A 14,488-nucleotide genomic window follows, 5' to 3' on the forward strand; every position below is an offset into this window, starting at 1 on the left:
GAGCAGTCTGGTAGCTCGTCGGGCTCATAACCCGAAGGTCGTTGGTTCAAATCCAGCTCCCGCAACCAATTCTTGGTTTTTCTATACCTTCTTTCAGCTTATTCTTTAAAACAGCCACCTTTCGCAGCTGCTTTCTTGTTAATCTCTAAAATCCATACAAACCGATATTTTCTAGCTGCACACGTTTAGGTTGTCTAAGTACAAACAACGCTGATTCAGCAAGATCTTCTACTTGCAACCAACCTGGTTTTATTTGACTTTCGCACGTCGGCGCTGGTACTTGAACCAAGCCAGGACACAAACTATGTACCTTGATACCATACTCTCTTACTTCTTCTTGTAGAGCTGCAGCTAAACCCAGTACCGCAAACTTTGCCGCGCAATATGGACCGGCATTCGCGTAACCATTTTTGGCTGCTTGCGATGCAATGTTTAGTATATGACCGCTTTTTTGCTCTCGCATAGTGGGTAATACTGCCTGGCTAGTTAAGAAGGTGCCTTTTGTGCACGTATCTACCACTAAATCCCAATCATCTTCGCTGCAGTTTTCAATGGTATCGCCAACACCCAAGCCACTATTGTTAATAAGTATGTCTATTTTACCAAAGCTGCTTAAGGCGAAGTTTTTAAGATCTTGTACTTGTTGTTTACTGCGTATATCTGCAGCAAAAGGAAGTACCTTCGTACCCGTTTGTTTACTTAGGTATTCCGCTGATTGTTTTAGCTTGGCAAAATCTCTTGAGCTAATCACCACACCTACGCCCTGCTCTACCAATGCCTTTGCTATCGCTAAGCCAATTCCACTTCCGCCGCCAGTTACAATTGCGCATTTGCCTGTTAAGTTTTCCATCCATCGGGTTCCTTTATCTTAAAAGTCGCTAGTATTTTGCTGCTTATAATCCTAGAATCAATACTATAGTACTAATCAACTCGCACTATAGTAAGGCAACGACATTTATGGGAAGGATTAATGGCACAGTTTTCTGAACGTTTGAAAGAGCTCATGGGTGAACAGAGTGTTAGTGGCTTTGCTCGAAAAGTAGAGTTAAATGAAAGCTTAATACGCAAATATTTAAAAGGTTCAGAGCCAAGCCTTTCTAAAGCTAACCAAATAGCGCAAAAAGCCAACTGTTCATTGGAATGGCTAGCTACTGGCGAAGGTTACCAATACCGTAAAGCTGAAGTAGTTGATATGGAAGCGTTAGAGAAAGCCGTTGAACTCACTTTATCTGCTGCCGAGCAAAATGATTTAAGTGTAGAAAATGAGAAAGTGATGAAGGTCATTGTAGCGACTTATCAGTATTTGCGCACAACCCGCAAAAAAGATGGTTATTTTGATCTACAAGAAGCTAAGCCGTTTGTACGTTATGTAATGGGCTTGTGTGGTTAAAGGCCGAGCAATGCTCGGCCATAGTTTAAAGAGGAGTTAGAACTGTTTATAGTCTCGGTATTCCACCTTAAAAAAGATGACATACAATACCGGAACAATAAGTAATGTAAGCACGGTGGCCACACCCAAACCAAACATCACTACCGCAGCCATTGATTCAAAGAATACATCTGAGATCAGCGGTGCTACACCCAGAATGGTAGTCACTGCAGCCATGCAGACGGGTCTGACCCGGCTAACGGTAGATTCAAATACCGCTTGGTAAGCTTCTTTACCAGCATTTATATCAGCGTTAATTTGATCGAGTAACACAATACCATTTTTGAGCAACATCCCTGATAAGCTCAGCATTCCCAACAAGGCCATAAACCCAAACGGCTTGCCTAAAAACAATAACCCTGCGGTAATCCCTATAAGTGCTAGAGGCACACAACACCATATAACTAATGGCTTTTTGACAGAATTAAATAGGAACACCGTGATCATAAACATGATCAAGTAACCCATTGGCAACGAAGCAAACAAGGCTTCTTGAGCATCCCCAGAAGACTCATATTCCCCACCCCATTGCAGCTCATAACCAGGCGGTAATTCCAAGGCTTCAACTTGCGGCCGAACCTTAGCAAATAACTCTGCTGGCAATATGTCGTATTCAAAATCAGCATCAGCAAAAATGGTTAATGTCCGTTTTTTGTCGCGACGTTGTACAATAGGATCTTCAAATTTAACGTCAAAACCATTTACTACTTGCTGAATAGGTATATAAGTTTTTAAACTTGGGCTCCAAATTCGTAAGCTTTCTAACGAATCAATATCAATTCGTTCATCATTAGGTAAACGCCCAACTATCGGCAGTAAAGTGGTACCTTCACGATACAAACCAAAACTTAAACCCGCAAAAGCAAACTCTAGGGTTTGGTCGATATCAGATTTATTGATGCCTAAGCGCCTAGCCTGAGTTTCATTGAAGTTTGGTTCAATGTACTTAACCCTATCACGCCAATCGTGACGAACGTTTACGGTGCCCGGTGTATCGTTAAAGATTTGCTTTATCTCAGCTGCAATTGAGCGAAGTACATCAGGGTCAGCACCTAACACTCTAGCCTCGATTTTTGCGTCGGTAGACGGGCCAATTTCAAGATTTTTAAACTTGAATTGAGCCTGCGGAAACTGTTGCTCAAATTCTTTACGAAGAGAAGACATCGCTGCAGCCGCGGTTTGAGGATCTGTTGTTCGCACTGCTATTTGCGCATAAGCTCCGTAGTTTTTCTCTGGCGAATAGGTCAACATAAAACGTTGAAAGCCCTTACCTACCGATGACGACACAAACTCGACTGCGTTGGTATCTAAAGCTAATTGCTCCATTACCCCCACCGACTCACTTGTTTCTCGTATGTCAGTCCCTTCAGGCATCCATACATCTACCAAAAATATCGGTGTAGACGAAGGAGGAAAGAACATTTGTTTTACGTAACCAAAACCTAGTACCGAGACAATGAATAAAGAGATAACAACTATTAGCGTTGGCCATTTAAAACGTAAACAAAAATCTAGCAGGACCTTGTAAGCATTAAAAAATGCACCTTTATATGGATCATTGTTCTCACCATCAACTTGCGCCTCACCTTCTTTACCAAAAAATAGTTGGGCAAAAAATGGGGTAATGGTAATAGCAGTAACCCACGATAAAAATAATGAGAACAACAACACCCAAAATAGTGATCCCGCAAATTCGCCAGTCGCATCAGGTGATAAACCAATCGGTGCAAATGCAGTTATCGCAATAACTGTAGCCGCCAATAATGGCCACATGGTTTGACCAACAATTTGCTGGGCAGAATCTAAGGTACTTAAGCCTTTTTTACGGCCCATCAAGATACCTTCAACCACCACGATTGCGTTGTCGACCAGCATGCCTAGTGCAATGATTAAAGCACCTAATGAAATACGCTGTAATTCTATCTCAGCTTGCTTCATTAAAATAAATGTTCCTAAACATGTGAGGAACAAAATTAAACCAATTAAAATACCACTCTTTAGGCCCATAAATAACAGCAACACCACGATCACAATGACAACCGCGAGAATTAAGTTCCAGACAAAAGAGCTTACCGATTTATCAACCTCTTGAGGTTGATTGTACATAGATTCAACGATCATTCCCGCTGGTCGAGCATAATCAATTTCATTCAACCTAATTTCGATTGCCTTACCCACTTCCACCACATTCACACCGCTGGTAAACGCCACACCTATATTAATGGCTTGATGTTGGTTATAGCTGACTAAGTTAGTGGGTATTTCTTGGTAACCTCGGCTAATGGTAGCGACGTCTTTTAAATAAATGAGCTTGTCACCACTGGTTCCAGGAATAATTAAGTCGCCTAACTCATTCACTGACTTGAATGCGCCAGTAGGACGAATGGTAAGTTGGTCACCAGCAATTTTGATGTTACCCGCGGAAGTTACCATGTTCTGTGAATTGAGTAAGCTGGTAATCAAACCAGGGTCAAGATTAAAGGTGGCGAGTTTTTGAATCGAAATTTCTATAAAAACTTGTTCAGTTTGTTCACCTGCTAAAGTTACCTTACCCACACCAGGTACTAATTCGATTTCACGTTTAATGTAGTCAACATAGTCTTGTAGGTCTTTGTAATCGTAGTTTTCTCCAGACACCATATACATAATGCCGTATACATCACCGAAATCGTCATTAACTAAAGGAGCCGCGACTCCCGGAGGTAACTGCGATTGCATGTCCCCCACTTTTCGGCGCAGTTCATCCCAAATTTGAGGTAGTTCTTCTGGGCCGTAAGTTTTCTTCATAGAAACGGTAATTTGCGATAGCCCCGGTGTACTTAACGATACGATTTCGTCTACATAAGGTAAGGCTTGAATTGCTTTTTCTACGGGATAGGTCACTTCTTCTTCCACTTCTGTTGAAGTAGCGCCTGGATACATTGTGACAACCACGGCATCTTTAATAGTAAACGGAGGATCCTCTAATTGACCTAAGCCAGTAAACGATAGTATTCCACCAATAAGTAATATCAGGGTGAACATCCAGCTTATAATGGAGTTTTTTACGAAATAGCCTGCAATGTTCATCGTTTACCCTTCTTTAAAACAACCTTTTGACCATCTACCAATTTGTTGGCACCAACTGAAACGATCACATCACCGTCGTTTAGACCTTGATTAATCTCAATCATATCGCCGGACAGAGTCCCTAGTTCTACCTCTTGTGACTCAACAGTTTGGTCATCTTTGTAACGCCACACCACGGGCCGCTGCTGGCCTATTCGGGAACCATCGGGCATTACTACCGCTGCCACCGGTACCAAGAAATCTCTTGAGTAGGTGTAGGTCAAATCTGATAAGTCTATTGATACCTTAGCTGGCATCCCTTCTAATACACCAAACTGGTTATCAAAAGGCACTAAAAAGGTAGCTATATAACTACGAGTGCTTGTATCTTTTTCAAGGTTTAGCTCATAGGGTGTAGCAGTAAAAGTCTTATCTGGGAAAGCCTCATAAGTCACTTTTACATCCAAGTTTTTAATTCTGTTTTCGCCTAACTTAGCCACTGCCAAAATCATATCTGGCAATTGCACATCAACTTCTACAAAATCGACCTTATGAAGGCTTAATACTGCAGATCCAGGTTGTACATTTACAAATGGGTCTGAAAACACGTCACCAATAATCCCATCGAAAGGGGCTTTAAGTTCTGTGTATTCAAACATTAGTGTTGCTTTTTTATAATCAGCTAGCGCCACCAAATATTCAGCTCGCATTTTGTCATACTCGCTTTGCGATAAAAGTTTTTTGTCTAACAATGCTTTAGCGCGCTCAAACTGCTGTTCAGTCAACACCAGGCGAGCCTTTCTGTCATCGACTACAATTTGATAATCGCGTTTGTCTAATACTGCTAGCACATCTCCTTTGTTAACTTTCTGGCCCTTATTGATATTTATTGATTTTATTTCACCATCTACCCTGAAAGCCAAATCAACGAGATCATGTGCACGAGCAATACCATTAAAATCTCTCTGTACAGAGTTCACTTCCGTAGGTAAGCTATAAATTTCGACGATCTGTTCAGGCATCTCAATAGATTCCTCAACACTGCACCCGGCTAATATAAGAGTGATTAAGCTAGTGGTAATTGTTTTAATGAACATATTAGAGCCCCCTCTCTTTTACCCATTGGATCGCAGCTTGGCCATCAACTAGCTCTTGAGCACCAGCTACCACTAACCAATCACCATCATTGAGCCCAGTTGATATATTACCCTTATCAATTGTTACTCGCGTTTTAGTCACTATTTTAGTCTCAGGATTCCAAGTAAAAACAAAACTTTGACCCGCGTCTTCAACCAAGCTTCCTGCAGGAGCGACCAAATCTTTTCCAATCAACTGAGTACTAGATTCAATCTGCACTAGTGTTGTCATACCAGGGAAAATATTAAGTTCATTAGGTATCGGTAAGGTTAAAACGATGGTGTAACTACCAGTGGAAGGATCCGCCACCGTGCTTAACTCTTTTAATGATGCAACGTACCAATCTTGTCGGCCTTGAAACTGCACTGCGAGCTCCGGTGCGAGCTGTCCGTTTCGACGGGCTTCTTGGAAAATACTTATCAACCGCTCAGGTAACTGAAAGTTAACATCTATAGTCGATTCAGTTTGCAGGCTTAATACTTGTTGTTTCTCATAAACATACTCAAATTGCTCTGCATACTTACGAGCGATTACTCCGTCATAGGGTGCAACAAGCTTGGTATAACTAAGATTCACTTTTGCTTTGTCTAAAGCGGCTTTGCTAATGGCATATTGGCTTTTAGATTTATCAAAATCACTTCGAGAAATCACCCCTCGTTCAACCAATTGGTTTGCTCTATCAAACAACACTTTAGCTAATTCATAGTTTGCTTTGGCTACTTCTAGCTCTTGGTTATACATTGCCGGATCAATATTCGCCAATGGCTGACCTGCTTTAACCATTTCGCCCGGTCTAACGAGGATTTCATCTAATCGTCCTGAGACTTGAAATGATAAAAGCGCTGTATCAGAAGCAAAGGTTTCCCCAGGCAGTGTTCGTATTCGTTTGCCATCTCCAATTTCAATTTGTTCTACTTTAACGGGGCGTGGATAACTTTCTACAGACTCTACGGGGTCTTTTTTGCAGCTCAGCAGTAACAAACTACTGCAAGTAACAAAAGCAAGACCTAAGTATGCGTTGCGCGTCATAGGGATCCCTAAGTTGATTTACCGATACATATAAAAGTTAGTCGCATAACGACCGTTCTACAAAATTATTGAGGTAAATTAGACACTGAAATTGTTTAAAGTTCAGTTTGTTAGGAAATGTTCTAGCAAGCCGAGCGGAATGTGGAACAAAGTTTGATGTTAGATAATATATTAAGCTTTAATTGGTTTAACCATTGCGGTCAATCTTGAGCTACAAACTAACTGGTCACCCTGGGTAATATTGATTTGCCATACCTGTAAGGTAGAACCTAATCTAACAGGTGTAGCCTTGGCACTCACCTCTCCATTACGTACTGCTTTAAGATGGTTTGCATTTATTTCTACGCCCACCACCATAGAGCCCTTACCAGCAACGCAATAAGCTGCGCAACTAGCAATGCTTTCTGCCAATGCAACGTTAGCCCCACCATGCAACAAGCCCATAGGCTGTTTTACCTTTGCAGTAACAGGCATGGTAGCGACTAAGTAATCGTTGCCCACCTCGGTAAACTTAATATCCAAAAAAGCGAGCATGTTGCCCTCGCCCATTTGGTTTAAGCTCTCGAGGTTCATTGGCAACTTCCAAATACTCAAGGCAGCAAGCTCAACAATATTTGGAGGGGGTGTTTTGGTTTGTCACCTTCTAAGCGCTTAACCTGGCTACGGCAAGAGTAGCCCGTTACCATGCAACGCTCCCGAGGTAGGCTCGCCATTTTCTGTTTCCAGCTCAACTCATAAATAGCTTTAGAAGTGGCTAATTGCTTTGCATCATGGCCATAAGTACCCGCCATACCACAACACCCCACCGCTACGTCTTCTAAACTAGCGCCAAATCGCGTGAACACCTGCTGCCATTGTTTGAAAGCATCAGCCTTTAAAGCTTTTTCAGTACAGTGGCCAAATAAGTACCAGGTATTGGTATCGCTCACCTGCTGCTTTTCAAATAACTCTGGAGCTAAGCCATCTAACCATTCTTGAACCACCTGTACTTCAAAATCTCCCCGCTTTTCGCCAAGCGCATGTTTATACTCATCGCGATAACAAAGTACGAGTGCGGGCTCTACCCCTACCATTTTAATGCCAAGTTCACTCACTTGATTTAAAAAAGCAGCGCTTGTTTGAGCAGACTTATTAAACTTGCTTAAAAAGCCCTTAATATGCTGCGGCTTACCATTGGGTTTAAAAGGCAGAAGAACAGGATTAATTCCCAACTTTTTAGCTAAGTGAATAAAATCTTCAACTAACTCTGCTTCATAAAAAGTGGTAAACGGATCTTGCACAATTAACACCGTGCGTTGTTTTTGCTCATCACTTAACGCCTGCAACGCTTTAAAGTCGTACTTGCTGGTTAGGCTTTCTGGAACTCGCTGTGCCAGCGTAGGGAAACTAAGCGTAGGGATATCAACCATACCGATAGTTTTTGTCACTAAACTACTGGTCCACTTAGGTGCCATAGCAGCGTTAAACAAACGGGGTGCTTTCGCCATTAACGGCGCATAGGTTTCTACATAAGCAACAAAATAATCTTTTATCGGTCGTAAATATCTACCATGATAAATATTTAGAAAGCGTGAACGAAACGTAGGTACGTCAACTTTAATTGGGCACCCAGTGGTACACGCTTTACATGCTAAACAGGTTTGCATGGCATCATAAACTTCGTGGCTGTAATCGTACTCACCTTTAGATTTTGCAATGCTATTACGTATCTTAAGCAAAATACTATCCGGTGAGATAAAACTAGACGTTAACTTTTGTTCTTGGGCCAAAGGGTCAACTTTTAGCGCAGCAAGTTGGCGTAACCATTCGCGCATTAACCCCGCTCGACCTTTTGGTGAATAACGTCTATCACCAGTGGCTTTAAACGACGGACACATAGGGCTCGAAGTGTCGTAGTTAAAACACAAACCGTTGCCATTACATTCCATGGCATTCTTATAGCTGTCTCGTACTTCTACAGCTATTTCTCTATCGTATTTACCACGTTTAGTGCCGTCTACCGATACCAGTTTTTCTTCACTATGCAGCGGCGTACAAATTTTGCCGGGATTGATTTGATTATGCGGATCAAACGCTGCTTTAATTTTTCTTAATTCGGCAAACAACTCATCACCAAAAAATGCTGGACTGTATTCCGAACGGAAGCCTTTACCGTGCTCGCCCCACATTAAGCCCTTGTACTTAGCTGTTAAAGAGACCACTTGGTCTGACACTTCACGCATCAAAAGCTCTTGCTCTGGGTCGCACAAGTCTAAGGCCGGTCGAACATGCAATACCCCTGAGTCAACATGACCAAACATGCCGTACTGCAAGCCTTTATCATCAAGCAGTTTTCTAAACTCAACAATGTAGTCAGCTAAATTTTCAGGAGGTACACAAGTATCTTCAGCAAAGGCGACAGGTTTAGCGGCGCCAGCAGTATTGCCTAATAAACCAACGGCTTTTTTTCGCATATTGTAAATAGCGTTGATACTAGTGAGGTCATCGCAACTTTGATAGCCAATAACCCCTAAATCAGCAACATTTGCCTGAGATAAAGTGCTTAGCAGCTCAGATACTTTTTGCTGCTGCAATAATTCGTCATTTTCTGCAAACTCAACAATGTTAATGCCCTGCATATCGGCATCTTCTACATCGCTAATTAATTCTCTTACGCTATCCCAAACAACATCTTGCTGAGCTAGGTTAAGCACCTTAGAGTCGATGGTTTCTACCGACAATGCTTGAGCTGCAACTAAGCTTGGTGCATGACGAAGTGCCGAATTGAACGAGTCATATTTAACCGTGACTAAAGTTCTGAATTTTGGAATAGCGGTGAGATCTAACTTAGCTTCAGAAATAAAGGCTAATGAACCTTCTGAGCCACATAAAATGCGAGTTAAATCGAGACTGTCATCCTCTGAACTGTAAGCGTTTTTTAAATCATAGCCTGTTAGAAAGCGATTAAGTTTAGGGAATTTTTCTTCTACTAACGAGCGCTTATCTACACAAGCGTGTTTAACCGCCGAGTAGATATCAATAAGCGACTCGCGCTGCTGATCTATGTGATCTACACTCACCGCTTCGGTATCGAGCTCTTCCCCACTCGCCAGCACTGCTTTAACGGACAAAACATGATCACTGGTTTTACCGTAAACCATCGATCCCTGACCTGAAGCATCAGTATTGATCATCCCTCCAAGTGTCGCGCGGTTACTGGTTGAAAGCTCTGGAGAAAAAAACAAGCCATGTTCTTTTAACACGCTGTTAAGCTTATCTTTTACAATACCCGTTTCAACTCTAACCCAACGCTCTTCAACATTAAGTTCGATAACCTTGTTCATAAACTTAGATAAGTCTACAACAATACCTTGGGTTAACGACTGGCCATTGGTACCCGTACCGCCTCCCCTAGGAGTGAGCTTTATTGATTCAAACGCCGAGGCCGAGGCTAATCTACAAAGCTGTTTAATGTCTGCTGTGCTTTTCGGGAATACCACGGCTTGTGGCAAATATTGATACACTGAATTATCAGTCGCTACCGCCAATCGGCTAGCATAAGAAGTATGAATTTCGCCGGAAAATGCAGAAACTTCAAGCTTGGTTAAATAATCTAAATACAGAGCCTCAAGAGAATGCTGAGGGCTTAACTTAGGGATCATAAATCCGTTGTCCCACTCTAATGTATTAAAAATTGGGGGGATTATATCACGTGATTTCTCGCTTCTGTAAGACTTTGCTACTAACAAAGGGTTGTTCTTTAAATCGCCTTGGTTACAGCGAATCACTAAAGCATTTTCTTGGCTTACTAGTATTAATTACTAGCTGGCCTTATTAAAAAAGTACGAACCAGCCTCACCTGCGTGGTAGATGGTTTATATGAGATTTTTATCTGTTATTGCTTGTTGTATATCGGCTTGTGTCATTTGCTTAACCAATAACACTGCTCGCTGGCCAATTGCTACTTTATCGTTAGGAAACACTATTGCTTTTGGACCACTTTCAACTTCAATAATGCGCGAACCATCTTTAGCTAAACGGTAACCATTGGGGTATTCAGTAAAGTTAGCCTGACTCTGGTTGAAACTAAAACTGAAATCATCGGTGGTTTTATTAAGCACATCACTCACTTCAAATAAGGTGGCACCCGAAGGGTTGAACTGTAGCTCAGATAAATCACTAGCTCCCAACAAGGTAGTTAAGGTTTGACTCAATGCCTTCAGTTTATTGGGATCGTTTTGGCCAAATGGATGCACCTTTCCAAGTTCAACAGTAAACGCCACTGCATTATGGATATAGCTTGAATGATAACTAAACGTTGACGCAGGTTCATTTGAAAACAACACACAATCAACTTCACAGGCTTGCAGTAAAGCTAAGCTACTTTGTTTCCGTGCTCTCCCATGAGTAAAGGGATGCACGGCAAATTTCTCGTGTTGTGAACTTCTAATGGCAGTATGTAGATCTAAATGGTAAGCAGCTAAAAGGCTGTAACGAGTGAAAAACTGTTTCACTATTTCTTCTAAATGTTTTGCTCGCCGTACTTCATAGCAATCATCGTAATTAGCATGCTTGCCAATAAATAAACGGTTTAGGTTTAGCACTAGCTCCCGTTTTGCCTCAACCATTGCGGGAGGATTACCCAAGATGACTAACAAAGGTTGTTGTAATTCGACCTCCATGTTTAGTATTTTGCTTACAAGCTCGTCGATGCATTCGATGGGAGCGGTTTCGTTGCCGTGAATACCGGCAGAGAGCACCACTGCTCTGGTGCTTATCTTGGCTGCTGGTTCAAACAACAATACACCAGTACTTAGTAAACTAACTTTGGTTTGGCTGGCTAAATTGAAACTAAAAGTCTCAGAACTTTCTGGCGCATTTAAAGTGAATTTAAGTAGACCAAGTTGGAGTAAGCTTTCTTTAGGCACATCTTATCCTTAGATGTAAACGAAGTAAGCAACAGTATGCTAGTTTTTAAGGCATAAAAAAAGGGAGACATAGTCTCCCTTTCTATTGTTAACTAAGGCTTAAACAAAGCTTAGTTAGGCATAACTTTTTCAAGTTTCCAGATACGGCTTACGTAATCTTCAATTGAGCGGTCAGAGTTAAACTTACCTACTGACGCTGAGTTGATGATAGCCATCTTAGCCCATTTATTCTGATCACGGTAAGTTGCGTCAACTGCAGCGTACTCAGTAGTGAAAGACTCGAAGTCTGCCAATACTAGGTACGGGTCACCACCTTCTAGCAAGCTGTGCTTGATTGAAGCTAGCTCACCAGGAGCACCAGGCGTGAAGAAGTCTGTTTCTAACCAATCTAGAACAGCTTTCAGCTCAGGGTTACCGTAGTAGTAATCCCATGGGTTGTAACCAGCAGCTTTAAGCGCTTTAACTTCGTCACAGTTTAGACCGAAGATGAAGATGTTGTCGTCGCCTACTTCTTCTGCGATTTCAACGTTTGCACCATCAAGAGTACCAAGAGTTAGGGCACCGTTTAGGGCAAACTTCATGTTACCAGTACCAGATGCTTCGTAACCTGCGGTAGAAATTTGCAGAGATACGTCACCTGCTGGGAATAGTTTCTCAGCTAGCGTTACACGGTAGTTAGGCATGAACACAACTTTCAGCTTGTCTTTAATGCGTGGGTCGTTGTTCACTTTATCTGCAACTTTGTTAATTGCGTAGATAATGTCTTTAGCTAGCTTGTAACCTGGTGCAGCTTTAGAACCGAAGATAAATACTTGTGGGCCCATATCATAATCTGGGTTTTCAAGTAGACGACGGTAAAGTGCAAGGATATGTAGCAATGCAAGGTGCTGACGCTTGTACTCGTGTAGACGCTTAATAAGAACATTGAACATTGCATCAGGGCTTACTTTGATGCCACATAGCTCTTCAATCTTGTCTGCTAGTTCTACTTTCTTCTCGCGTTTAATCGCCATGAAGTTTTTCTGGAACTTAGGATCATCAGCAAACTTAGCTGCGCCTTTTAGCTCGTCTAGTTTACGCGGCCAATCAGTACCAACGGTATCGTTGTACATATTAGCTAGCTGTTCGTTACATGCAAGCAACCAACGACGAGGAGTTACACCGTTTGTTACGTTTACGAAGCGCTCAGGCCATAGTTCGTAAAACTCTGGGAACAAATCTTCTTTAACCAACTCTGAGTGCATTGCTGCAACACCGTTAGTTTTGAAACAAGTAACAACACATAGGAACGCCATGCGAACCATGCGAGTTTCACCTTCTTCAATAATAGAAAGGTGACGTTTCATTTCGTCGTTGCCAGGCCATTTAGCTTCAACTTCGTCTTCTAAGAAGCGACGGTTAATTTCGTAAATGATTTCTAGGTGACGTGGAAGTACTTTTTCGAACAAGTACACAGCCCATTTTTCTAGTGCTTCTGGCAATAGAGTGTGGTTAGTGTAAGCGAAAGTTTCTGTACAGATTTTCCAAGCGTCGTCCCAAACTAGACCTTCTTCGTCGATAAGAATACGCATCAACTCAGGAATAGCTACAGTTGGGTGAGTATCGTTCAACTGAATTACAGCTTGCTTAGAGAACTGAGAGAAATCACTGTGGTTACGTTTGTAACGACGAATGATGTCTTTTAGTGAACAAGCACAGAAGAAGTACTGTTGGATAAGGCGAAGTTCTTTACCCTGTTCGCTTTCGTCGTTCGGGTAAAGTACTTTAGATACTGCTTCAGCTTGTGATTTCTCAGATTGAGAATCAATGTAACCACCGGCGTTAAATACATCCCAGTCGAAGAAGTCAGCAGCTTTAGATTCCCATAAACGTAGTACGTTTACAGTTTTAGCTTCGTAACCAACTACAGGGATATCCCATGGCACACCTTTAATTTGACGACCAGCATGCCAAACTTTACGCATTTTGCCATCTTCGCCAAATACCGTTTCTACGTAACCGTATAAAGGTACTTCTTGAATTGATTCTGGACGGCAGATTTCCCAAGGGTTGCCGTATTCGCGCCAGCTATCAGGACGTTCGATTTGACGGCCGCCTTGAATTTCTTGACGGAATAAACCGTGCTCGTAGTGGATACCGTAACCTACCGCTGGGTAGTTAAGCGTAGCCAAAGAATCGATGAAACAAGCAGCTAGACGACCTAGACCACCGTTACCAAGAGCCATATCAGGTTCTTCGTCACAGATGTCGTTAATGTCTTTACCTAAATCGGTAAGTGCATCACGTGCAGCGTCGAACACACCAACGTTGTGAAGGTTGTTTATAGTTAAACGACCCATCAAGAACTCTAAAGAAAAGTAATGTACAGCACGAGAATCGTTTTCTGCATTCGCTTTAGAAGTTTCAGTTAAACGATCAAACACTAATTCGTTTACTGCAGAACACGTTGCTTTCCACCAAGCTTGGTTGTTAGCACGTCCTTCATCAGTACCGTGAGTACTGCGCAAGTGTTTAATAATTGAATCTTTAAATTCAACTTTCGATAACGCTAGTGCGTTTTTTGCTTTTGCCTTTTTAGCGGCCATGTGAATTTCCTTTGTATCTAACCTTTGTGGTGACATCTTCAAACGTAGCATTCGATGGTTAACCGAACAGCAAATGCTACAAAAGACTGTATGTGCTCAAAAATCCGAGCTCATGTTACCGATGCGAAACGATATTATATACGTTCTACATCACATTTAGGTAAAAAAGCCTCTCTCAAGACTAAATTTTTATGCATTTTTTGGAAAAAATGCTTTTTCACTCAAAGAACCGAAATGAAGTGTAAAGAAAACCCAACAAAAGCCCAGCATTTGAAAATGCTTTCATACGCGAATCGGCAGTAATCTTGATCGGAATCAATTAAAACGGGGCTTTTGTGCCAATTCGTCCAAAA

At 41.9% G+C, this 14,488-nt stretch carries 9 protein-coding genes; 1 reads left to right on the plus strand and 8 read right to left on the minus strand.

Features of this window, described 5'->3' with window-relative positions:
* Positions 1-145: 145 nt before the first annotated feature.
* The gene (locus Q4549_RS19545; RefSeq protein ID WP_303554186.1) at positions 146-850 is read right to left on the minus strand and encodes an SDR family oxidoreductase; all 705 of its coding nucleotides are present in this window, start codon (positions 848-850) and stop codon (positions 146-148) included.
* 120 nt (positions 851-970) lie between these two features.
* On the opposite strand from Q4549_RS19545, the gene Q4549_RS19550 reads away from it, so the two are divergent.
* On the plus strand, positions 971-1,390 hold the full coding sequence (locus Q4549_RS19550) for a helix-turn-helix transcriptional regulator (protein ID WP_174235969.1): 420 nt from the start codon (positions 971-973) through the stop codon (positions 1,388-1,390).
* Positions 1,391-1,426: 36 nt separating this feature from the next.
* Here Q4549_RS19550 and Q4549_RS19555 read toward each other — a convergent pair whose 3' ends face one another.
* The 7 genes from Q4549_RS19555 to Q4549_RS19585 all read right to left on the minus strand — a co-directional run bounded on the left by Q4549_RS19555 (position 1,427) and on the right by Q4549_RS19585 (position 14,135).
* Positions 1,427-4,498: an efflux RND transporter permease subunit gene (locus Q4549_RS19555; protein ID WP_303554184.1), complete on the minus strand. Its 3,072-nt coding sequence runs from the start codon at positions 4,496-4,498 to the stop codon at positions 1,427-1,429.
* Positions 4,495-5,574, minus strand: coding sequence for an efflux RND transporter periplasmic adaptor subunit (locus tag Q4549_RS19560; RefSeq protein WP_303554182.1), 1,080 nt, complete (start codon positions 5,572-5,574; stop codon positions 4,495-4,497). Before Q4549_RS19560 ends, Q4549_RS19555 begins: the two co-directional genes overlap by 4 nt.
* Position 5,575: 1 nt before the next feature.
* Positions 5,576-6,643 (minus strand): efflux RND transporter periplasmic adaptor subunit, encoded by a 1,068-nt coding sequence (locus Q4549_RS19565; protein ID WP_303554180.1) that lies wholly within the window; start codon positions 6,641-6,643, stop codon positions 5,576-5,578.
* Between the two features lie 171 nt (positions 6,644-6,814).
* Positions 6,815-7,216: a hotdog fold thioesterase gene (locus Q4549_RS19570; protein ID WP_303554179.1), complete on the minus strand. Its 402-nt coding sequence runs from the start codon at positions 7,214-7,216 to the stop codon at positions 6,815-6,817.
* Between the two features lie 17 nt (positions 7,217-7,233).
* Positions 7,234-10,284 (minus strand): FAD-binding and (Fe-S)-binding domain-containing protein, encoded by a 3,051-nt coding sequence (locus tag Q4549_RS19575; protein ID WP_303554177.1) that lies wholly within the window; start codon positions 10,282-10,284, stop codon positions 7,234-7,236.
* A gap of 213 nt (positions 10,285-10,497) precedes the next feature.
* Positions 10,498-11,550 (minus strand): succinylglutamate desuccinylase, encoded by a 1,053-nt coding sequence (gene astE, locus Q4549_RS19580; protein ID WP_303554175.1) that lies wholly within the window; start codon positions 11,548-11,550, stop codon positions 10,498-10,500.
* Positions 11,551-11,660: 110 nt separating this feature from the next.
* Positions 11,661-14,135, minus strand: coding sequence for a glycogen/starch/alpha-glucan phosphorylase (locus Q4549_RS19585; protein WP_303554173.1), 2,475 nt, complete (start codon positions 14,133-14,135; stop codon positions 11,661-11,663).
* Positions 14,136-14,488: the final 353 nt, after the last annotated feature.

The organism is Agarivorans sp. 2_MG-2023 (assembly GCF_030548085.1).
Lineage (GTDB): Bacteria > Pseudomonadota > Gammaproteobacteria > Enterobacterales > Celerinatantimonadaceae > Agarivorans.

Bases quoted from the DNA above. Each gene is read 5' to 3' on its own strand.
- Q4549_RS19545 (WP_303554186.1), bottom strand. From the start codon at position 850: ATGGAAAACTTAACAGGCAAATGCGCAATTGTAACTGGCGGCGGAAGT.
- Q4549_RS19550 (WP_174235969.1), top strand. From the start codon at position 971: ATGGCACAGTTTTCTGAACGTTTGAAAGAGCTCATGGGTGAACAGAGT.
- Q4549_RS19555 (WP_303554184.1), bottom strand. From the start codon at position 4,498: ATGAACATTGCAGGCTATTTCGTAAAAAACTCCATTATAAGCTGGATG.
- Q4549_RS19560 (WP_303554182.1), bottom strand. From the start codon at position 5,574: ATGTTCATTAAAACAATTACCACTAGCTTAATCACTCTTATATTAGCC.
- Q4549_RS19565 (WP_303554180.1), bottom strand. From the start codon at position 6,643: ATGACGCGCAACGCATACTTAGGTCTTGCTTTTGTTACTTGCAGTAGT.
- Q4549_RS19570 (WP_303554179.1), bottom strand. From the start codon at position 7,216: ATGAACCTCGAGAGCTTAAACCAAATGGGCGAGGGCAACATGCTCGCT.
- Q4549_RS19575 (WP_303554177.1), bottom strand. From the start codon at position 10,284: ATGATCCCTAAGTTAAGCCCTCAGCATTCTCTTGAGGCTCTGTATTTA.
- Q4549_RS19585 (WP_303554173.1), bottom strand. From the start codon at position 14,135: ATGGCCGCTAAAAAGGCAAAAGCAAAAAACGCACTAGCGTTATCGAAA.